The following is a 21,498-nucleotide window of genomic DNA, read 5'->3' on the forward strand; positions in this document are numbered from 1 at the left end:
AAGTTTGAAGCCCATCACCGAACTTAGTTTCAAATCCGCGCCCGGATGCCGATGAAATATTTCGCGCCATAATAGTGATACTGGCGGCTGCTGCCATAGACCGGCATGTAGGTCGCCTTCGGCTCGTTGAAGATGTTGAGCGCCTCGAAGCGGAGCGACACGCCGGGCATCAGGCTCATCGACGCGCGGAAGTCGACCGTCTCGCTCGGACCGACATAGCGCAGCTGGCTGTTGCCACCCACGAAGTCCTGGAAATAGCTCGAACGATAATTGTAGATCGCCTGCAGCGAGACGGGGCCGATGTCGTAATAGGCCTGCGCCGACAGCACATGCTTTGAATAGCCCGACAGGCCCGCCGGCGGGATGATCCCTTCGCTGACCTCTTCGGTGACCGGATCATATTGGTCGCCGAGGCGAATGTCCTGCGTTTCGAAATTGGAATCGGCATAATTATAGCTGACCTTCGCGCCGAGGCCGTCGAGCGGCTTGGGCAGGAAGCTGAAGCGCGTCGCCGCGGTCAGTTCGAGGCCATAGATGCGCGACTTGTCGGGGCTGTTGCGCGTCTGCGTCACCGGGATCGACACCGTCTCGCCGTCGATCGTGAAATCCTCGTCGAACACCACCGGCTGGAAGCCGCCGTTGAACTGCTTGTAGTAAACGGTCGCCGACAGGAGACTGTCCTTGTTCGGATACCATTCGACCGACAGGTCGCCGTTCCACGACATCAGCGGTTTCAGACGCGGACTGCCGTTGGCGCGGATATTGTCGATCGCATCCTCGATAGACGTGAAATCCCCGGCGCCTTCGAGCGTGATAGTGCGTCCGGCGCCGAGTGCGCTGGGGTTGGGGCGCGACATGGCGCGATAGCCGGCGAGGCGGACGAGCGTGTCGGGCGCAACCTCGAAGATCGCGTTGACGCTCGGCAAGATGCGCGTGTTGCTGCTCTTGATCGTTTCGGTCACGAAGTCGCCGGTTTCGTCGAGCGTGAAGGAGCCATCGCCGCTGGGGTCGGGGACGACGATGAGGTCGCTGCGCAGCCCCTTCGAGGTGACGCGCGTGTTGACGACGCGCACGCCGATGTTGCCGCGTACCGGCATGCTGCCAAGGTCGCCTTCATAATCGGCCATCACATACCCCGCGAGCGTGGTTTCCTTGACGTCGCGGCTGGCGACCGAGCGCATCTCGTCGGGCAGGCCCGGATCCTCGGTGCCCATATATTCGCGGAACAGGCAGTCGACGTCGAAGGTCGCCCAGCTATGGATGCTGTTGCCCTTCGCCGCCGACAGGAAATCGGTCTGCGGGAAGGCCTGGCGGCAGATATTGTTGATCCGCTTGTCCACCGCGATCGGCTCGGTCAGGTTGAAATCGCCGTTGCGCAGGTCGTAATCGCGATAGGTGAGCTGCGACCAGCGGCCACCCGCCGAGATCGTCTTCAGGAAACCGTCGAGCTCATAGCTCGCGTCGAAGCGGCCGGCGAAAATTTCGTTGTGGCGCTTGGCCTCGTCGCGCCGGAAGCGCGAATCCTCCCAGAAGAGATCGTGATTGTTGAGGTCGAAGCGCGGGTCGATCGTGATCGTCGGCACGAAGCTGCCCGGCGCAATCTCATATTTATAGGGGATGCGCCGGTTGTTGAAGACGGTGCGCACGCCGTTGACGTCGGTCGCCGCGGTGCGCAGACGGACGTTACGTTCGATTTCCTTACGGATCGTGCGCGAATAGCTGCCGTCGAGCTTGATCGTCAGCCGGTCGCTCGCCTCCCAGTCGACCGACAGCCCGCCGCCCAGATATTCCTCCGACCGCGACAGTTCGGAACCATTCGATTCGATCGCCGACAGGCCGTTCAGGCTCTGGACGATGCCATTTTCGTCATAGACGACGTTGGTCAGCCCGACGCGGCCTTCGGACAGATTGAGGTCGCGGCGGCTCTCGACGAAGGTGCGGTCCGAATATTGAACGTCAAGATTGATGTCGAGCGTGTCGGTCGGGCGGAACTGGATCGCGCCGAACACCGCGTCGCGCTTGTCGGTCTCGCTGATCTGGCGGAAGGTATAGGCGTTGGGGACGAGGTAGAAGGGCAGGTTCTGCCCATATTCGCCGCGCTCATATTCGTTGCAATTGCCGTTCGCGACGATGGGCGATGCCTGGCACGCGGTCCAGGTGGTCGATGCGGCATAGGTCTCTTCGGGATTGTTCGTGTCGTTGCGCTGGACACCGATCGCGATGCCGATCGTGTCGTTCGCGAACTGGTCGACATAGCTCAGCGTCCCGCGCCAGCCGATGCCGCCCGACCCGCCCGTGACGCGGTCGCCATAGGGGTTGAACTGCGCCTTCACCTCGCCCTGCAGGCGGCGCTTGCCGAAGTCGAGCGGCCGCAGCGTGCCGATCTCGATCGTGCCCGCGACGCCGCCTTCGACGAGGCTCGCCTGCTGCGTCTTGTAAATCTTGATATTGTTGACGAGTTCGGAGGGGAACTGGTTGAAGTTCACCGAGCGGTCGCCGCTGCCGTTGCTTGCGTCGCGGCCGTTGAAGGTCGCGTTCGACAGGAAGGGGCCGAGGCCGCGCAGCGCGATTTCGGACGCGTCGCCCTTTTCGCGGTGCGTCGTCGCACCGGTAATCGTCTGGATCGCCTGCCCGACCGAGATCGCCGGGATGTCGCCGATGTCGTCCGACGACAGCGCGTCGACGATCGCCGTTTCCTCGCGTTTGGTATTGATCGAATTCTGGATCGTTTCGCGGATACCGGTGACGACGATCGCGTCTTCTTCGGGTTCAGCCTGCGGGGCGGGTGCGTCCTGCGCCAATACAGGCGTCGCGGCGATCAGCAGCGTCGAACCGGCGCCGGCCAGCAACGCGGCGCGCAGCACGCGCGCACGGATCTGATTACGAGAATTCACGTCGTCTCTCCCAAATATCGATTCTGTTCTGACCAATGCTGTCAGGCATGACAGCAAAATTGTCAACCATTGTGTATGGCAAATTGGTTAGTCCATTCTGCCATACATGTTTTTGTCAGCGAACGAGCTGGCTCCGCAGCCCGGGCACCGAGCGCGCGAGCGCCTGCGTAACCAGCTTCGCAGTGACCTCGGCGCCGATATCGCCGAGGTGCGTGTAATCGAACTTGCGCGTCACCTGTCCGCGCGCGCCGTCACCGGTAATCGGCGCCGGTTCGGGCGGTGCCGGACGTGCGGCCAGCGTCGTGCCCGCCTTCGCCGCGGCGAGTTCCTCAGCCGTCGGCGGTTCCTGCGCGAGCTTGGTTGCCATCTCGGCACCCATTTCCTGCGCCTGCGCCGCGCTCAGCGCGTTGAGGTCCACCAGCGGCACGTCCATCGCCTTGGCGACGCCGCGCACCTGATCGGACCAGCTCGCGAGCGTGTTCCTGAGCTTGCCGTCCTTGAACTCGCGCCGCGTCAGCGGCGTGACGAGCACCGGCGTCGCCCCCGCCGCCCTCACCTCTTCGACGAAGCGGCGGAGATTGGCGGGGAACTCGGTCGTCTCGTCGGTCCAGCGTTCCGACTTCGACGACTGATCGTTATGCGCGAACTGGATCAGCACCCAGGTGCCGCGATATCCCGGCACCTTCGCCTCGGCGAGCGCGATGTCCCAGCCGCCTTCCTGCCGATAGCTGCGCGTGCTGCGCCCGCCGCGCCCGGCGTTGACGCACGCGACCGACGATTTGACATGATGCGAGCAGAATGCCCCGCCCCAGCCGCTATGCGGCGCCATCGTCGAATCGCCGACGAGGATGATCTTGTACGGCTCGAGCGGCGGCGCATCGGTCCGCTCGCGGGTCTGGGCCTGCGCCCCGCTCGCGAGCAGGGCAACGATGGCTGTCGCTACAAGCCGGCGCATCAGGAGAAGCCCAGCCCGCCGTTGATGTCGAGGCAGACGCCCGCGAGGAAGCTCGCCGCCGGCGACGCGAGATAGACGATCGTGTCGGCGACCTCGTCGGGGTGGCCTTCGCGACGGAGCGGTGTGTTGCCGGCGGTCGCGGCGCGGCCCTCGGGCTTCGAGAAAATGTCATGGAAGCTCGTGCCGATCAGGCCGGGGCAGACGGCATTGACGCGGATGCCCTGCGGGCCGAGTTCCTTCGCCATCGAACGCGTGTAGGTCATCAGCGCGCCCTTCGCGGTCGCATAGACCGACGCGCCGGGGCCGCCGCCATCGCGGCCGGCGAGCGACGACACGTTCACCACCGCCGATCCTTCGCCGAGGAAGGGCTGCGCCGCCTGCAGCACGAGGAAGACCGATTTCAGGTTGAGCGTCATCACCTGGTCGAAGAAGGCCTCGTCCATCTCGCTCAAGGTCTTGCGCGCGATCATGCCGCCCGCGAGGTTAACGAGGATGTCGAGGCGGCCGCTGAACGCGATACCGACCTCTTCGAGCATCGCCTTCACCGCATTGCTGTCAGTGACGTCAGCCTGGATCAGGAAGGCGTCGCCGCCCGCGTCCTTGATCGTTTTCAGCGTGTCCTCGGCGGCTTCGCGGCCGCTGTTGTAGTTGATCGCGACGCGCACGCCGGCGCGCGCGAGCGCGATCGAGACCGATCGGCCGATGTCGCGGCCGCCGCCGGTGACGAGCGCGGTTTTCCCCTGGAGGTTCATGTGATGCTATTCCTTATTCTTGGGTGTTGGTGGGTTTGGTGATGACCGGTTCGACGCGTCCGCCGATCAGCCAGAAACATAGGAAGGAGACGGGCACGATCGCCGCGCTGAGCGCAAAGATCGGCGCGTAGCTCGTCTTGGTGAGCACGGGGACGAGCCAGGTGGTGATCAGCGTGCCGGCGACCGCAGCGGTGCCGCTGATCCCCGCAAGACTGCCGACCGCGCCGCCGCCGAAATAGTCGCTCGGCAACGTCTGGATATTGCCGATCGCCATCTGGAATCCGAAGAGGATGCACGCGATCAGCAGCACCGCATTGAGCGGCTCGCTCGCACCGATCGTGAACAGCAGTGCGGGGAGCATGATTGCGCAGCCGATCGCGATCGTCAGCGTGCGCGCCTTGTGCACGCCGCCGCCGGCGGTGATGATCCGCCCCGAAAGCCAGCCGCCGAACAAGCTGCCGAGCATCGCGCCGACGAAGGGCACCCACGCGAAAAGGCCGATCTGCTTGACGTCGAAGCCGAAGGTTTCGGCGAGATAGATCGGTAGCCACGAAACAAAGAGCCACCAGACCGGGTCGAGAAAGAAGCGCGACAGGATCACGCCCCAGCTCTGGCGATAGCGCAGCAGCTCGCCGAGCGGCACGCGGCGGCTGTCGTCGCGGCCGGCCTCGGTGCGGCCGGTCAGGATATAGTCGCGCTCTTCTTCGCTGAGCCCCGGGTGCTTTTCGGGATCGGCCTTGTAGAACCAGAGCCATGGCACGAGCCAGATGAAGCCGAGCACGCCGATCAGAAGGAAGGTCCCGTGCCAGCCGAACTGGACGAACAGCAGCGCGATCAGCGGCGCCGAGATAATGCCGCCGAGCGATGCCCCGGCGTTGAAGATGCCCTGTGCCAACGCGCGCTCGCGTGAGGGGAACCACAAGGCGTTTGCCTTTGCCGCGCCGGGCCAGTTGCCTGCCTCGCTGACGCCGAGCGTCGCGCGGAGCACCATGAGCAGCGGCATCGAGCGCACCAGTGCATGGGCGGCGATCGACAGCGACCAGACGACGATCGAGATGGTGAAACCCATCCGGGTGCCGATCGCGTCGAAGATGCGCCCGAAGATCGACTGGCCGAAGGCGTAGAAGATCATGAAGATCGTCACCAACAGCGCATAATCTTCCTTGGTGGCGCCGATTTCTTTCGACACTTCGGGCCACATCACCGCGAGCGCGTTGCGGTCGATGTAATTGATGACGGTCGCGAGCGCGATCAGCGCGATGACGCACCAGCGGAAGCGACCCTTGATATTGCTCATTTCTTCGCTCCGGCTTTGGCGAGGTCGAGGCGGCCCACGGGACCGGTCCAGGCGAGGGTGCGGCCGTCGACCGTGACGCTGTGCTTCGATGCCGCCGTGACGTCATCGGCGACAGCGATGACGATGCGGCGCCCGTCGACGAGGGTGATCAGGACGAGGTCGACGCCCTTTTCCTTGCGGTGCTCGAGCGCCGACACGCGCGCACTGCTCGCGACGACCGTCTCGGCCGACGCGTCATAGGCGCCGTGCGGTTCGAGCAGGCTGACGAAGGTCGCGTTCACCGCGCCGTCGACGCGCTGGATCAGCGCGGGTTCGCGGCGCAGGTTGAATTCGGGATCGTTCGCGCCGCTTTCGGCGACGATGAAGCGCGCACCCGCGGACGGCAGCATGTGATAGCTGTAGAACCGGCTGCCTTGCATCCACGTCAGTCGCGCCTTGCCGGCTTTCGTGCCTTCGCCGTCGACCCACAGATGCTCGTAGCCGTTCGCCTTGCCGAGCACCGGGCGCTCGGCGAGCTTGCGGTCGAAGGCAATGTCGCTGTCGATGATATGCCCCGAAAAATGCAGCGGCAGGTCATAGCGATGCCTGCCGCTGCCAGTCCCGTGGAGGATATCGAGCGTGAGGGGGTTGGCGAGGCCGTCGACCTCGACCAGCAGAAGCGCACGGCGGATTTTGACGTCCTTATACGCGCTGTCGATTTCGCCGATCGCGTAGCGCGTCGGGCCTTCGAGCGAGGCGGCGAGCTGGCGCGTCCCCGATTTCTCGCCGGCTTTCCAGTCGCCGCCGAAATGGCTTTGCTCGTCAACAACCAGCGTGTTGTGCGCGATCGTCGCGCTGGCCCAGCTGTCGTTTTCGGGGAGGTAGCGCCCGCCGCGCTTCGCCTCGACATTGAGGAAGCGCGCTGCGCCATAGTCGGTCACGACCGCGCCGGTTTCGTCATAATAGAGCCAGCCGAGCCGGTCGAAATGGCCGTGCCCCATGCCTTGCACGGTATTCTTGGCAACGAGCAACGGGCCGGTCGGATCGGGCTTGGTGCGCAGCAGGACGAGCGCGCCATCCTTGCCCTCGGGACCATCGGAAAGCAGCCGCGAGCCGAAGGGCCAGGGTTTAGCCTTCCCCGCCGCAAGATCGGCCGCCATCGCCTGCCCCGCTGGGGTCAGCACGGTGCGCCCCTGCCAGTCGGCGATCGACAGGAAAGTCGGGTCCTTCGTTGCGCCATAGGCGATCGCGACGGCGTGATAGAGTTCCTCGGTGCGCAGACTCTTGTCGGGCATGGCATCGTTGATCGGCAGGAAATAGCCGTCGTGGGTCACATCGATCGCGGTGCGGATCGCCTTCAGCACGATGCCGCCCCGATATTCGAAGATCTTGCGTCCCGGATCGTTCGCCGCGATCGCCGCCGCGAAGACTACGAAAGGCTGCAGCGCATAACGCTGATAATAGGGCCCTTCGGCATAATAACCGTCGGGCGAAAAGAGCAGGTCGAGCTGGCGCAGGAAACCGGCCTTGCCGCTCTTGTCGAGCCCGAGCAGCGCCTTGTCGACAAGGTCCCGGTCGCCGAGCAGATAGCCCGACAAGCCGACACCCGCCGCGGCCCAAGTCGCGTGATTGTGGATGCGGTTGATCACCTCGGGCGAGCCGTCGGACAGGAAACGCGCCATCGGGCGGATCACCTGATCGTCGATGCGCTTGCGATCGGCGGCGGGCAAGGCGCCCCGGATCTCGGCATAGCCCTGCACCGCGTTGACCAGAAACACGCTGTCGTTGAGGCTCTGCCAGAAGAGGCGCCCCGGAACCTGGTTCGACGCGGCGGGATGCGGCCCGAGCTTTGGATAAAGGTCGGCATAGGCGAGCAAAAGGCCCCGGACATGATCGCGATAGCGCACGTCGCGGGTCAGGCGGAAGAGCTGGCCGCCCTCGAAAATGACGCGGTAATTGCGCTTATGCTGTTCATGCGTGAAGCCGCCACCGGGATCCTTGGGCACGGGCACGTTGATGCCCGCCTTGATCGAAGCCTCGACGCCCGCCTTGGCGCGCTCGATCTCGGCAGCGAACAGCGGCGCGAACGTCTGCGCCGACGCGGCGGGCGGGATCTGTGCCGCGACGGGAATGGCGGGGAGCGCCGCGGCGGCGAGCAGAAGCGCGATGGTACGGGTCACGGGCGCGCCTCCACGACATTGCCCGAGATCAGCCCGCGCGGCAGGCCTTTCCACGCAAGTTCCTCGATGCGCGGCGCGGGGGTCGCGGCAAAGGCGTTCGACGCGATCCGCGTTTCGGGCGCGCCTACCGAGTGGATGACGATTATGCCGTCCGATTTCGCAAAGTTGTTCTGCACAATGTCGGCGTGCTGGGCGCCCGAAATGCGCAGCGACGCGCCGCCCGCACCGCTATCGGCGACACTCGACCCAGTCATCGCGAACCATGGCCCGAACGTGCTTTCATCGGTGCCCTTGCGCAGCAGGTCGGCGATCATCGCGACGCGCGCGAAGCGGCTGCTGGTGATCGTCAGCCGCTCCATCGGATACCAGCCTTTCGGCTCCTGCTCGCCCGTCGCCACGACGACGATGCCCATCTCGGCAAAGTCGCTGTTCGTGATGGCAACATCGTCGGCAAAGGTGCCGGGGGCCATGGCGATGCCGTCGAGGCGGCCTTTACCGGGTCCGCGCACCGACACGCCATCGAGCGTGACGCTATAGTTGGGAGCGACGCCTCCGCCGACCGCGATCAGCGTGCCGTCGCCGGGCGCACCGCTCGCATCGACCGCGAGATTTTCCAGCCGTAGTCCGCCGCCCCCCTCGATCCGCGCGAGGCTCGACGCGACGCGCAGCACGGGCTTCGCATCCTTCACGCCGGCGATGGTCAGCCTGCGTTGCACCGTCAGCGGCGCGGCGATGTAATAGGTGCCCGTCGCGAGCGCCAGCGTGTCGCCGGCTTTCGCGTCGGCGACCGCCGCTGCGAGCGAGGCGCCCGCCGCGAGCGGCCGGGTGGCGCCGGTACCGAACGCTGCCTCGGGCGCGTCGCCGCGATACCAGCTGGCGCCGACTTCTTCGCGCGTCACAGGCTTCAGGTCGCGCGGCGCGCCGACCGCGGCCAGCGCCGGATCAATCGGGTAAAGCAGGCCGTTGGCGGCGCGTTCGAGCTTGACCTCCCGCTGCTCGACGCCCGCGCCCAGCAACGGCTTCGCGACCTTCGCCTCGACATTGCCCGCGAACGCGATACCGCCGACTTCGCCCTCCGCACGGAACGGATCCTGCCCCTTCGCCCCGACAATCAGATTGCGCTCGAACCGGCTATCGACGGGCGGCGCCGAGCGTTCGGCATCGGCGCCCGCGGCGAGCGTGATGCGCGCGACGTCGATCAGGCTGTTGTCCTCGATCCGCGCGTTCGCGACTTGGTGATAGCGGTTGATCACCGAATTGGGCACGCCGTTCATCACGGTGATCGCGCTCTTGAACGAGCTGCCCGCGAGCCCCTCGAAATAATTGTCGCGCACGATCTGGTCGCGGTTGATGATACGCACGCCGCCGGTGTCGGCCACACCCTTGCCGAGGAAGATGTTGCGTTCAACGAGGTTACCGTTGCCGTGGCGCAGCACGATGGCGCCCTGCGCCTCGAGCACCAGATTTTCGCGGATGATATTGCCGCCCGACTTGATCGAGACGATCTCGACCTCACCGCTCGTGCGGTCGAAGATATTGCGTTCGATGATCGTATTCGACGCCGACAGCGATTCCTCGCTGGTGCCGATGCGGATCGTCTCGCCGCCGTTCGATCCCAAGGGCGGGCGCGGGCCGAAATAATTGTGATCGACGCGGTGGCGGTTATCGAGCGGGTCGCCCGCGCGGCGGATCACCGCGAGCGTCACGCCGGCGTTGGTCTTGTCTTCGAAATGCGAATGGTCGACGCGGTTGCCGGTTCCATAGAGCGCGACCCAGATATCCTCGGCGCGGCGGTCGGCCTTGCTGAAACCGTCGATGACGACCTCGGTGACGCGCGTGTCGGTCGCGAGCGTCTTTGAATCGCGGCGGAAGCCGATCACTTCGGCGGTCGGGCTGGCGCCATTCTTGAAGATAAGGCCCGAAACGAGCAGGTGCTGGCCGCCGATGCGCAGGTTCGACTGGCCGGTGATGAGCACCTTGCCTTTGGTCTGCGCCGTCAGCGCAATCGGATTGGTCGCGCTGCCATGGCCGGTGAAAACGATCTGGAAATCGCGCCATTCGCCATCGGCGAGGATGATCGTGTCGCCCGGCTGCGCCTTTTTCACCGCTGCCTTATACTGCGCCTGATCGGCCACAAGCAGATCACGCGCCAATGCCGGATGCGCCGTCGAGGCGAGCATCACTACCGTCAAAAACGCCCTTATCTGCACTGCGCCTCACCCTTTTTATGATTCTTGCTCATTGGACTATACAAGAGGTAGGACAATATCAACCCGATATCGGTATACAACATGGGTTGACATATTGGTCTGACAAAGCGAGCTTCTCTCCAAACAAGATCAAACAGGGAGAGTGGGATGATTCGGGGCAGCATCGTTCGCGTATCGGGCGCCGGCAAAATTAACCTTGCGGCAGCGCTGCTCGGTACCACAGCGCTGGCGATGGTTGGCGGCCCGGCCTTTGCGCAGGACACCACCGCACAGGATAGCGTGGCAGCCGCCGCCGATGAGACAGGCGATGACGCGATTGTCGTGACGGGCATTCGCAGCTCCCTTGCCACCGCGCTGGGCGAAAAGCGCGCCACCGACAATATCGTCGAGGTCATCCAGGCCGAGGACATCGGCAAGCTGCCCGACCAGAACCTCGCCGAAGTGCTGGAAAATGTCACCGGCGTTCAGATCACCCGGCAAGCCGGGGTCGGCAACGCCGTGCAGATCCGCGGCACAGACGCCAACCGCACCGAAATCAACGGGGTATCGACCGTCGGATCGGGCGCTGGTCGTTCGGGCATCAGCTTCGAAGATTTGCCCGCCGCGCTGATCGCCTCGGTCGAGGTGACGAAGGTGCCGACCGCGCAGACGATCGAGGGATCGGTCGGCGGCACGATCAATCTGCGGACGATCCGCCCGCTCGACCTCAAGGACCCGCTGATCGCCGCGCGTGCGCAGATGGAGAATAGCGACCTGTCGAAATCGACCCTGCCGCGGCTGTCCGCAACGCTCGGCAACCGGTGGGACACGGGCATCGGCGAGATCGGCATCGTCGTGAGCGGCAGCTATGCGCGGCAGGACGTCGCGTCTTTCAAGCCGCGCGTCGATCGCGACGCGCTCGTCCTGCCGGGCTCGGGCCCGAGCGCCGAAGCCTTTCCGTTCCTGCGCATCCAGTTCCTCCAGCAGGGGCTCGAGAATTACGAATATGAAACCTACAACGGCACCGCCGCGCTGGAATGGAAGCCGAACGACGACCTGAAATTCTATTTCGACGCGACGCTCAACAATCAGGAGCGCGGACAGCAGAGCCACCGCGTCCAGATTTCGGGCACCGCGACGCCCTCGGTCGTCGATGCGATGAACAACACCGCGTTCGAAACGGTCGATTTCGGGCGGCTCGACGGACCGAACGGCCCGATCGACCTCGGCACCGTGCAAGCGGCGGTTGCAGGCACCATCGGCATCGGCGGCACCACCGGCAGCGTGGTCGACCCGAATCTTCGGACGTCGAGCGACACCGGCGCACGCGTGACCAAAAGCCGCGTCTTCGATTTCGGCACCGATTGGCAGGCGACCGACAATTTGAAGGTGCGCGCCGAGGTATCGCTGTCGACCTCGAAATCCGATTTCCCGAACTTCTCGACGACGCTCGATTTCATCAACCCCAAGGGACCCCAACCCGTCATCGGGCGGAGCATCGACAATGGCGTGCCGATCGAATTCGACCTGCGCGGCGGCACGCTGCAATTCGGCATCGATCAGGCCAGCCCCTTCGCACCGACGACAGCGCAATTGCTCGACCCCGCCAATTACCAGCTGCAACAGGTCACGCAGGGCGCGAATTCGACCGACAATCAGGAGCGCGCCGCGCGCCTCGACTTCTCCTACGACACGACGAACCTCAATCCCTTCGTCACCTCGCTCGACTTCGGCTATCGCTGGAACCGGACGTCGGCGGAAAACAGCGAATTTTCGAACAATGTCAGCCTGACCAACACGACCAGCGCGTGGAACCGGCCGTCGGGCGACCTGTTCTCCGACATACTGATCCCCGGCCCGCGCAATTTCGACGCGGCCGACGGGCGCCGGCTGTCGTTCGCCGACTTCCTGCTGATCGATGGCGGCCTGTCCTTCCGCGACCCGGCTAAGGTATTGGAGTCGCTCAACGCCGCTATTGCCGCAAGCAATGCAGCGCGGACCCAAGGGCCCGCAGTCGCGTCGCTCGTCACGCCGACCGAATCCTTCGCGGGCTTCTTCAGCATCAAGGAAACGACAAACGCCGCCTATTTCCAGGCGAATATGGAAGGCGAAATCGCGGGCATGCCGGTGCGCGGCAATGCCGGTTTCCGCTGGCTGCACACCAAGCTGTCGTCGACGGGCAACAATATCGCGAACGGCGCGGTCACGGGGCAGACCGTCGCGAAGAGCTCGTACAATTTCCTGCTCCCACGCTTCAGCCTCGTCCTCGAACCGGCTGACAAGCTTCTCGTCCGTGCCGGGATCGCGCGCGACATTCGCCGTCCGAACTTCGACACGCTGTCGACCTCCTTTTCGTTCGGCACCGGCGCAAACACGCCCGTCGCGGTCGGCAACCCCGACCTCGTTCCCGAAGCGGTGTGGTCGTTCGATCTGTCGGGCGAATATTATTTCGCGCCGTCGAGCCTGATCAGCATCGGCTTCTTCCACAAGAGCCGCACCAATTTGTTCGCGCAGCGGCAGGAGGATCCGGCGCCGAACCTCGACGCCAACGGCAATCTCAACATCTCGATCGACCCGTCGTGCCCGGGCGGCGGCATCTATAATCCGATCGCCAATCGCAACATCAACAACCCCATTCAGGGGGTCGGCATCTGCGTCCCGCGCAGTTCGACGTTCAACGTTCCGGGAACGACGACGCAAACCGGCGTCGAGATCGCCTTCCAGCACGATCTGTCGGCATGGGAAGACACGCTCGGCTTTGCCTCGGGCTTCGGCTTCATCGGCAACTTCACCTATCAGAAGGCGGGCGGCTCGGCGCGCGAATATCGCGCCGCCGATGGCCCTCGCACCGTCTTCACCCAGCTCGGCCATCCGGGTTCGCGGGACCTCATCTCGCTGACAAACCTGTCGAAATATGCTTATAATACCACGCTGTTCTATGACAAATACGGACTCAACGCGCGGCTCCGCTACACATGGCGCTCCAGCTATGTGTCCAACGATCCCTTCTTCTTCGGGCTGCCGCTGATCAACGGCGCGCGCGGGCAGCTCAATGCCAGCATCAACTATGACATCAACGACCACATCAACGTCGGTGTCGAGGGCATCAACCTGCTGCGCGGCGACCAGAACCAATATTGCGTGAACGACAAGGCACTCTTGTGCTTCCAGGGTCTCACCGATCGCCGGATCACGGCGGGGCTCAGTGTGAAGTTCTAGGCGCCCCCTCCCCGCGCGTCGTCGGCGCTGTCAGCGATTTCCTCTCGGGCGCGATGGGGCTACGGTCGGCCCCGGCGCTGTTCCGATGGCGCGCCTACGATCCGCGAGGAGATGGTCCGTTGAGTATCGCCAGCATTGCCCTGCCCCGCATCTTGCGCATCGGCGGCGGGGCGTCGAAGCAATTGCCCGACGTGCTGGCGTCGCTGGGTTTGTCGCGGCCGCTGATCGTCACCGATGCCTGGCTGGTGAGCAGCGGCCGCGTCGCCGAACTCGCCGACGGGCTGACGGCGGCCGGGATCGTCGCGCGCATATTTGCCGATACAGTACCCGATCCGACGGTGGCGTCGGTCGATGCCGGCGTGGTGTGTCTGCGCGAGGGCGACCATGACTGCGTCGTCGGCTTCGGCGGCGGCAGCCCGCTCGACAGCGCGAAGGCGATCGCACTGCTCGGTCTGCACGGCGGCGCGATGGCGGACTATAAGGCGCCGCATGTGCAGGACGCGCCGGGACTGCCGGTGATCGCGATCCCGACGACGGCGGGCACGGGGTCGGAGGCGACGCGCTTCACGATCATCACCGACGAGACGACCGACGAGAAGATGTTGTGCCCCGGCCTAGCCTATCTGCCCGTTGCGGCGCTGGTCGACTATGAGCTGACCTTTACCAAGCCCGTGCGGCTGACCGCCGATACGGGGATCGATTCGCTGACCCACGCGATCGAGGCCTATGTGTCGAAGCGCGCCAACCCGTTCAGCGACGGCATGGCGCTGCTCGCGATGCGCGCGATCGCGCCCAATTTGCGGCGCGTGTGCCGCGACCCGATGGACGCCGCGGCGCGCGAGGCGATGATGCTCGGCGCGACGCAGGCGGGGATCGCCTTTTCGAACAGCTCGGTCGCGCTGGTCCACGGGATGAGCCGGCCGATCGGCGCACATTTCCATGTCCCGCACGGACTGTCGAACGCGATGCTGCTGCCTGCGGTGACCGCCTGGTCGGCGCCCGCGGCGCTCACCCGCTATGCCGATTGCGCAAGGGCAATGGGCGTCGCCGACGAGGCCGAAGGCGACCAGTCGGCGGTGGCGCGGCTGCTCGATGAACTTGCAGCCTTGAACCGCGAGCTCGAGGTGCCAGGGCCGGCGGCGTGGGGCATCGATGCGGCACGCTGGGACGCGCTGGTCCCCACGATGTGCGCGCAGGCGGCGGCGTCAGGATCGCCCGCGAACAATCCGCGCGTGCCCGATGTGGAGGAGATGGCGGCGCTTTATGCGCAGGTGTGGGCGGGATGATGAAATGACCGGATCAAGTCCTGATTCCATCCGCGCGGCAATCGACAACTACCTTGGGCTTCTCGACGGCGAACCGAAGACGGAGCAACGGGAGCTCAGGAAGCTGACGCTCGCACTCGATCGGCTCGTTTCTGAATATCAAAAGACTGAAGATGTCGATGCCATTGACGAAGAGGCTGATGCCCCTTCGACCGATTATGAGTCACTCTATCGGCAAGCTGGCGCATCGTATCCGACCTTGGGCTACTATACGCACATCGTTCCTGATAAAGGGATGAATGTCGAACCTGCCTTGGCAGACGCGATCGATGACCTGACCGACATTGCTCGCGACCTGCACGAGGTTCTTTGGCACTTGGACCGAGGCCGGGTAACCGACGCGATCTGGCATTTCCGCTTTAACTACCAAATCCATTGGGGCGTGCATCTGCACAATCTGCGCACCTATTTGCATTCGGCGGCAATAGAGGCCCGGTAAAAACCGGTCTCCGTTCATCCTTCCGCAACCCGCACCCTGCTTAAGCGCGCTCGCCCCGTCTCCCTCTCTCCTACGTCTCATCGTGGAGGCGGGGCATTCATCGCAAATCCCGAAACATGCGCGCTCCCGGCATCTGATTGTCAGGGCAGTCTTTCGCCCGTCGATGCCTGCAGCACCGCATACCATTCGGTGCGCGTCCAGCGCGGCGTGAAGGCCTGCGGAATTTCGGCGATGCGCACGGTGTTCTGCGTGCCGACAATCGGAATCGGGCGTGCGGGATGCGCCATGACCCAGCTATAGGTCGTCGCCGCGCGCGACACGCCATATTCGGCGGCCTTCGCGTCGAGCAGCGCGGCGACCGCCCGCCCGCGCGCGTCCGCCGGATCGCCCAGCCGGCCGCCGCCGAGCGGCGACCAGGCGAGGAAAGCCATGCCCTCCGCCATCGACTGGTCGAAAATGCCGTCGAACAGCGGCGCGAGGTGCAGCGGCGAAAATTCGCTCTGGTGGCTGGCTACCGGAACGGGGAGGAATTTCGCGAGCGCCGAGGTTTGCGACGGCGTGAAATTCGACACGCCGACCGCGCCGATCTTGCCCATCCGGTGCGCTTCTTCGAGCACGCCCGCGATTTCCTGTGGATGGGCGAGCAGGTCGGGACGGTGAATCTGCCACAGCTCGACATGATCGGTGCGCAGGCGCCGGAGCGACATGTCGATCGCCGACGCCAGATAGGACGCACTGCTGTCATAGGGCACGCCGGGAATGATCCCGCCCTTGGTCGCCAGCACCATCCGCTCGCGAAGCCCGGGCGCCTCGGCAAAGACGTCGCCGAGCAAGGCTTCGGCCGAACCGAAACCCCCCGGCGTATCGGCGCCATAGATATCGGCGGTGTCGAACAGCGTCACGCCCGCCTCGAACGCCGCATCGATCCGCGCGCGCGCCGCCCTGACATCAACCTCGGCGAAGCGCCACATGCCCCAGGCTATTGGTGAGATCTCGCGCCCGGCAACGGTCACGGGGGCGGGCGTGGGAAGATAGTCCGGCATCGATCAGCGCCCGAGCAGCTTGCGCGCGTTACCCGACCGGATCTTCGCACGCTCCTCGTCGGTCAGATCGAGCTTCGCAAAGGCCTCCAGTGTCTTCGCAAGCGAGATTTGCGGGAAGTCCGACGCGATCAGCACATGATCGACGCCGACGTTGCGGATCGTCCAGACATATTCGGCCTCGATCGGCGAGTCCGCGGCGAGGATGACGCTCGCCGAAATGTCGAAATAGATATTCTCGGCGAAGAGATTTTCGGCGGTGCGCGCGAGCGCAAGGATGTTCCAGAAGCGGAAATTCAGCCCGCCCATATGGCCGAAGATGAATTTCGTCTTCGGCGCCGCGAGCGCGAGGTTGAAAAGCTTCTCATTGTCGCTGGGGACGATGCTGGCGTTATCCATGACGACGACCATGCCCCGGTCGCCCGCACGCTTGACCAGCGTCAGCACGCGGGGGTCGGCGGCGTCGAATTTCTGCGTGTGCGGGTGGATCTTGAGCAGCTTCACCCCGCGCGCGGCGACGCGGTCCACCTCGGCGAGCGCGGCATCGCCGTCATAGGGGTGGACCGTCGCGATCGCGATCATGTCGGGATTCTTCGCCGCCAGCGCGATCAGCGTGTCATTGCGGGCTGTGATGTCGCCGGGGTTGCCCGCGAGTGCCTGATTGGGGCCGCCGAACCACATCGCACCGAACGCGTCGACCGATTGGCCCGATGCTTTGAGCTGTGCCCGATATTCGGCGACCGATGCCTCGCCGTTGTGCAGATGGACATGGGTGTCGACGACGCCGGTCTGGCCAAAGGCCGAGGCAAGCGGCGTCAGCAGGGCGATCGAAAGCAGCAAGCTTCGCATGGGGGCTCCAATGAAGGCGGTCGGGAATGCCCCCCACCTGCCACAATGGCTGCTGCTTACCAAGGACCCCGTCCCGCTCACCCGAGCGGGACGGGCCCGGACAGCCTATTTGCGCACGGTGACCTTCAGATAGGTCGCCGGGATTTCGGTGCGGTCGGCGCCGCCGCGGTTTTCGCGTTCGAACAATTGTTCGAGTTCGGCTTGAAGCTCGGCGCGCCGGCCGCTCGCCTCGGCCGCGGCGAAGGCGTTCATCGTCGGGCCGTAATAGTCGCGGAAGATCGCGAGGAATTCGTGCGGCTTGCCCGCATAGCGGAAGGTGTAGGTCGCGCGTTCGCAGGTGATTTTATCCTGAGCGATGCCCGCGGCGCCAAAGCGTTCGCGCACCGCCTCCTCCTGTCCCCAGGTCACCGGGCTGATGAAGCCTTCGGGCGGCGGCGGGGTATAGGCGGCGGAAATCTTGAGCACATGCGCGATGAGGGTCGGATCGCCGGGGATCCAGTTGCCCATCACGATGCGTCCGCCGGGGCGCGTCACGCGGACCATCTCGGCCGCGGTGTCGAGCGGCCTTGGCGCGAACATCGCGCCGAAGATGCTGACGACGAGATCGAAGCTGTTATCGGCGAGCGCATCGAGATGCGACGCGTCGCCCTCCTCGAAGCGCAGGTTCGAGAGGCCGGCTTCGCGGGCGCGGACATTGCCGGCGGCGACGAGGTTCGATGCGATATCGACGCCGAGTACGTTGGCGCCGCGATAGGCCGACGGCAGCGCGGTCGTGCCGTCGCCGCAACCGAGGTCGAGCACGTCGAGCCCGGCGTGGACACCGAGGGTTTCAATCAGCGCATCGCCGCTTTCGCGCATGCACGCCGCGAGACGGGTAAAATCCCCCTTCTCCCAAAGAGCCTTGTTCGGGTTTACCGTCGTTGATAGATTTTCGGTTTGCGGCGCGGTGGGCGCCGTTTCCGGCCTGGTTGTTGCGAGCGTCACGATAGCCTCCTTGAACGGAACCGGGTGCCGGTTCGATATGACGCTGAATAGGCTTTCCGTGGTCCCATGCTTGAAGACGGCATGGAGAAGTTATGGAGAAATGCTGGTTTGTCGTTCGGCGCCGCCCTGATCTACCGCTTTGAGGGCTTCGAGCTCGACCCCGGCAAGTTCGAGCTGCGCGAGCGGGGGCACGCAAAACATCTCGAGCCGCAGGTGCTGTCTTTGCTCATCCTGCTTGCCAGCAACGCCGACCGCCTCGTCAGCAAGGACGAGATTATCGAGAAAATCTGGGGCGGACGGATCGTGTCCGAAGCCGCGGTGGCCTCGCGCGTCAAGGCGGCGCGGCAGGCGCTGGGCGACGACGGCAAGGAACAGCACTTTATCCGCACCATCCACGGCAAGGGCTTTCGCTTCGGCGCGCAGGTCCTGTTCGAGCAGGCGCCCGGCCCCGTGCGTCGGTTCGCCGCGCCCGCCGCCGAGCTGTCGCCGACTGCTCCCGCCGCGGAGGAGCGGCCGTCGATCGCTGTGCTCCCCTTCCATCTCGTCGGTGGCCCCGGGCCGTTGTCGGTCGTTGCCGATGCGCTGGCCGACGAGCTGATCGGCGACCTGTCGCGGCTGCGCTGGCTGCTGGTGATCGCGCGCACCTCGACCTTCCGCTTTCGCGGACAGGAGGCAAGCTGCGAACAGGTCGGCGCGGCGCTGGGTGTCCGTTATTGCCTGACCGGTACGCTTGAGGAAGCCGCCGGCCACGTCACCCTGTCGGTCAGCCTTGCACGAACATGCGACAGTGCGGTGGTGTGGGCCGACCGCTTCACCGCGAGCCGCGACGAATTGCACGAGTTGCGCTGCGAGGTGCTCGAAGCCGTGATCGCCAATTTGGAGGCGCGGATCATCCAGAATGAGGTCGAGCAGGCGCGCCGCATGCCCGAGGCGGCGCTCGACGCCTGGTCGTCCTATCACCTCGGGCTCGACCATATGTTCCGGTTCAACCGGTCGGACAACGCGCGTGCGACCAGCCTGTTCGCGCAGGCGCTGGCGCGCGATCCCAATTTCTCGCGCGCGCTGTCCGGGCTGTCGTTCACGCGCTTTCAGGATTGTTTCCTGCAATATTCGGACGATCCCGAGGCAATGGCGGAGCAGGCGCGGTCGTTTGCCGAGCGCGCGGTGCAGCTCGATCCGCTCGATCCCTTCGCGCATCTCAACCTCGGCCGCTCTTTATGGTTCGCCGACGCGGTGCCCGAAAGCATGGAGCGCCTTTCAGCGGCGATCGCGCTCAGCCCCAATTATGCGCAGGCGATCTATTCGAAAGCGTGGGCCGAGATGACGCAATGCGACGTCGGCCACAGCGACGAACATGCTGAACTGGCGCTGCGCCTGAGCCCGCTCGATCCTTTACGCTATGCGATGCTGGGGGTGCGCTCGGTCAGCGCGTTGATGCGCGGCGACTATCAGAGCGCACTCGAATGGGGTGAGCGCGCGGCGCAGTCGCCGGGCGCTCACAAGCATATCGCGGTGATCGCGGCGATCGCCGCCGAGGCGTCGGGCAATCGCGAGCGCGCGGCGCAGTGGATCGGGCGGGCGCGGCAACTCGACCCGCAAGTATCGCGGGGGACTTTCCTGCGATCCTTCCCGTTTGCCGCGACGAGCGGACGCGAGATGATCGAGCGGGCGCTGCAGGGCACCGGGCTTTAGTTCGTCCAGTAGACATAGTCCTGCCCGTCTTTCCACGGCGCATTCTGGGGCACGTCGATCCGCACGGGCGCTTCGACCAGTCCCGGCCAGATCGGCTTGGCCATGCCCTTGTTCTGCGCGTCGATCATCGCGCGAAGCTGGGCGACGCGCTGCGGCTCGCTTGCGGCGAGGTCATGGCGTTCGGTCGGATCGACCGCGAGATTGTACAGGCGCGCCTTTTCGGGCCGCTTCGTCACCTGCAGCTTCCAGTCGCCCGCGCGCACGGCGCGATAATCGCCCGAGCGCCAATAAAGCGCCGCGCGCTTTGCCGGGCCGGCCAAAATATTCTCGCTGTCGACGATCCGGTCGGCCGGCGCCTTCGCCCCCGCCGCGGCCGCGATGGTCGAGAAGAGGTCGATATGCCCGGTTACGTCGGCGCGCGTCGATCCGGGCGCGATATGCCCCGGCCAGCGCATGAAGAAAGGGGTGCGGATGCCGCCTTCGAAGAAAGTGGCTTTCCATCCGCGATAGGGCGCGTTCAGGCGGTCAATGCCGGTGTACCAAGCACCGCCATTGTCGCTGGTAAAGATGATGAGGGTGTTGTCGTCGATCCCCGCTTCTTTCAGCTTTCCCATCACGTCGCCGATGCGGCGGTCGAGCTGCGCGATCATCGCACCGTAAACGCGCGTCTTGTGATCCTTGATCTGCGGCAGCTTCGCATAGTCCGCTTTCGTCGCCTGAAACGGCGTGTGCGGAGCGTTGAACGCGAGATACAGGAAGAAGGGCCGGTTTTTGTTCGCCTCGATCGCCTTGATCGCCTCATCGGCGAAATAGTCGGTCATATGGCCCTTGGGGTGGAAACGCTTGCCGCCGTTGAAGGTGACGGCATGCCGCAGGTTCGCCCAGATGAAGCGGTCGATCGGATCCCACGGGAGCTTGGCGTTGACCGTATCGGGATCATCCCCGGGCAGGAACATCGCCGCGCCGCCGAGCACGGCGAGGCTTTCGTCGAAGCCCTGCGCCTGCGGCTGCAGCGCCGGCGCCTCGCCCAGATGCCATTTGCCGATGTGTAGCGTGCGATAGCCCGCGGCCTTCACCGCCTCGGCAATCGTCACTTCATCCGCGGGCACGCCCATGTCGGGATAGTCGGGGATGCCGGGTGTGATGAGATCCCTGTGGAAGATCGCCTTGTGCGGTCCCACCCCTTCGCCGTGCGACACGCTTTCGGCGAACTCGACCGGCACCGCCGTATATTCGAAGCCGAAGCGCGTCGGATAACGCCCCGTCATCATCGCCGCGCGCGACGGCGAGCAGGTCGCGTTCGCGGCATAGGCGGTGGTGAAGTTTATCCCTTCGCGCGCGATCGCGTCGATGTTCGGTGTCTTGACGATCCCCCCCGCGACCCCGCCACCGTTCAGGCTGATGTCGTTGTAACCGAGATCATCGGCGACGATCAGGATGATGTTGGGGGGATTTTTGGGCCCCGACGGAGTGGCAGGCGCCTTCACCGGACCCTGCTGCCATACGACCGCGCGGTTCGGCTGGACCGGGTCCTTCCAGTCCTGAATGATGCCCGGAAGCTTATATTTATTCGCCTCATAAGCCCAATATCCGCCCGCGCCCGCGGCGGCCAATACGCACAGGGCAACCCATGTTTTCTTCATCTTCGACCCCTATCCCATGCGCTCGGCTTGCTCCAAAACTATTGACACTATATGTGTCACT

Annotated in this window: 14 protein-coding genes; 4 read left to right on the forward strand and 10 right to left on the reverse strand. The window is 64.8% G+C overall.

Going from position 1 to position 21,498, the window contains the following annotated elements:
- Positions 1-29: 29 nt before the first annotated feature.
- The 6 genes from V8J55_RS01395 to V8J55_RS01420 form a co-directional block, all read right to left on the reverse strand.
- Entirely contained in the window at positions 30-2,894 is a 2,865-nt protein-coding gene (locus tag V8J55_RS01395) for a TonB-dependent receptor (RefSeq protein ID WP_336444049.1), read from the reverse strand.
- A 115-nt stretch (positions 2,895-3,009) separates the two neighbouring features.
- Complete coding sequence (locus V8J55_RS01400) at positions 3,010-3,849, reverse strand: rhamnogalacturonan acetylesterase (protein ID WP_336444050.1); 840 nt, start codon at positions 3,847-3,849, stop codon at positions 3,010-3,012.
- The gene (locus V8J55_RS01405; protein ID WP_336444051.1) at positions 3,849-4,601 is read right to left on the reverse strand and encodes an SDR family NAD(P)-dependent oxidoreductase; all 753 of its coding nucleotides are present in this window, start codon (positions 4,599-4,601) and stop codon (positions 3,849-3,851) included. The genes V8J55_RS01400 and V8J55_RS01405 overlap by 1 nt, the downstream gene beginning before the upstream one ends.
- 13 nt (positions 4,602-4,614) lie before the next feature.
- The gene (locus tag V8J55_RS01410) at positions 4,615-5,898 is read right to left on the reverse strand and encodes an MFS transporter (RefSeq protein WP_336444052.1); all 1,284 of its coding nucleotides are present in this window, start codon (positions 5,896-5,898) and stop codon (positions 4,615-4,617) included.
- Positions 5,895-8,057 carry a heparinase II/III domain-containing protein gene (locus V8J55_RS01415; RefSeq protein WP_336444053.1) on the reverse strand — a complete coding sequence of 721 codons (2,163 nt, stop codon included), beginning with the start codon at positions 8,055-8,057 and terminating at the stop codon, positions 5,895-5,897. The genes V8J55_RS01410 and V8J55_RS01415 overlap by 4 nt, the downstream gene beginning before the upstream one ends.
- Positions 8,054-10,240 carry a polysaccharide lyase 6 family protein gene (locus tag V8J55_RS01420; RefSeq protein ID WP_336445687.1) on the reverse strand — a complete coding sequence of 729 codons (2,187 nt, stop codon included), beginning with the start codon at positions 10,238-10,240 and terminating at the stop codon, positions 8,054-8,056. The genes V8J55_RS01415 and V8J55_RS01420 overlap by 4 nt, the downstream gene beginning before the upstream one ends.
- A gap of 174 nt (positions 10,241-10,414) precedes the next feature.
- Between V8J55_RS01420 and V8J55_RS01425 the strand changes: the two genes are divergently transcribed.
- The 3 genes from V8J55_RS01425 (at position 10,415) to V8J55_RS01435 (ending at position 15,229) form a co-directional block, all read left to right on the forward strand.
- A complete protein-coding gene (locus tag V8J55_RS01425) occupies positions 10,415-13,465 on the forward strand; it encodes a TonB-dependent receptor (protein WP_336444054.1) in 3,051 nt (1,016 codons plus the stop codon).
- Positions 13,466-13,584: 119 nt separating this feature from the next.
- Positions 13,585-14,751: an iron-containing alcohol dehydrogenase gene (locus V8J55_RS01430; RefSeq protein ID WP_336444055.1), complete on the forward strand. Its 1,167-nt coding sequence runs from the start codon at positions 13,585-13,587 to the stop codon at positions 14,749-14,751.
- Between the two features lie 4 nt (positions 14,752-14,755).
- Positions 14,756-15,229 carry a DUF5063 domain-containing protein gene (locus tag V8J55_RS01435; RefSeq protein ID WP_336444056.1) on the forward strand — a complete coding sequence of 158 codons (474 nt, stop codon included), beginning with the start codon at positions 14,756-14,758 and terminating at the stop codon, positions 15,227-15,229.
- A gap of 140 nt (positions 15,230-15,369) precedes the next feature.
- Here the strand turns inward: V8J55_RS01435 and V8J55_RS01440 are convergent, their stop codons facing one another.
- The 3 genes from V8J55_RS01440 to V8J55_RS01450 all read right to left on the reverse strand — a co-directional run bounded on the left by V8J55_RS01440 (position 15,370) and on the right by V8J55_RS01450 (position 18,102).
- Positions 15,370-16,272, reverse strand: a complete 903-nt coding sequence (locus V8J55_RS01440; RefSeq protein WP_336444057.1) for an aldo/keto reductase — start codon at positions 16,270-16,272, stop codon at positions 15,370-15,372.
- A 3-nt stretch (positions 16,273-16,275) separates the two neighbouring features.
- The gene (locus V8J55_RS01445) at positions 16,276-17,118 is read right to left on the reverse strand and encodes an amidohydrolase family protein (RefSeq protein ID WP_336444058.1); all 843 of its coding nucleotides are present in this window, start codon (positions 17,116-17,118) and stop codon (positions 16,276-16,278) included.
- A gap of 105 nt (positions 17,119-17,223) precedes the next feature.
- Positions 17,224-18,102: a class I SAM-dependent methyltransferase gene (locus tag V8J55_RS01450; protein WP_336444059.1), complete on the reverse strand. Its 879-nt coding sequence runs from the start codon at positions 18,100-18,102 to the stop codon at positions 17,224-17,226.
- Between the two features lie 108 nt (positions 18,103-18,210).
- Between V8J55_RS01450 and V8J55_RS01455 the strand changes: the two genes are divergently transcribed.
- Complete coding sequence (locus V8J55_RS01455) at positions 18,211-19,794, forward strand: winged helix-turn-helix domain-containing tetratricopeptide repeat protein (RefSeq protein ID WP_336444060.1); 1,584 nt, start codon at positions 18,211-18,213, stop codon at positions 19,792-19,794.
- Here V8J55_RS01455 and V8J55_RS01460 read toward each other — a convergent pair.
- Positions 19,791-21,437: a sulfatase-like hydrolase/transferase gene (locus V8J55_RS01460; RefSeq protein ID WP_336444061.1), complete on the reverse strand. Its 1,647-nt coding sequence runs from the start codon at positions 21,435-21,437 to the stop codon at positions 19,791-19,793. The two genes, V8J55_RS01455 and V8J55_RS01460, sit on opposite strands and share 4 nt — an antisense overlap.
- Between the last annotated feature and the right edge of the window lie 61 nt (positions 21,438-21,498).

Source organism: Sphingopyxis sp. CCNWLW2 (assembly GCF_037095755.1).
Classification (GTDB): Bacteria; Pseudomonadota; Alphaproteobacteria; order Sphingomonadales; family Sphingomonadaceae; genus Sphingopyxis.

Bases quoted from the DNA above. Each gene is read 5' to 3' on its own strand.
- V8J55_RS01400 (WP_336444050.1), bottom strand. From the start codon at position 3,849: ATGCGCCGGCTTGTAGCGACAGCCATCGTTGCCCTGCTCGCGAGCGGG.
- V8J55_RS01405 (WP_336444051.1), bottom strand. From the start codon at position 4,601: ATGAACCTCCAGGGGAAAACCGCGCTCGTCACCGGCGGCGGCCGCGAC.
- V8J55_RS01410 (WP_336444052.1), bottom strand. From the start codon at position 5,898: ATGAGCAATATCAAGGGTCGCTTCCGCTGGTGCGTCATCGCGCTGATC.
- V8J55_RS01425 (WP_336444054.1), top strand. From the start codon at position 10,415: ATGATTCGGGGCAGCATCGTTCGCGTATCGGGCGCCGGCAAAATTAAC.
- V8J55_RS01435 (WP_336444056.1), top strand. From the start codon at position 14,756: ATGACCGGATCAAGTCCTGATTCCATCCGCGCGGCAATCGACAACTAC.
- V8J55_RS01440 (WP_336444057.1), bottom strand. From the start codon at position 16,272: ATGCCGGACTATCTTCCCACGCCCGCCCCCGTGACCGTTGCCGGGCGC.
- V8J55_RS01445 (WP_336444058.1), bottom strand. From the start codon at position 17,118: ATGCGAAGCTTGCTGCTTTCGATCGCCCTGCTGACGCCGCTTGCCTCG.
- V8J55_RS01460 (WP_336444061.1), bottom strand. From the start codon at position 21,437: ATGAAGAAAACATGGGTTGCCCTGTGCGTATTGGCCGCCGCGGGCGCG.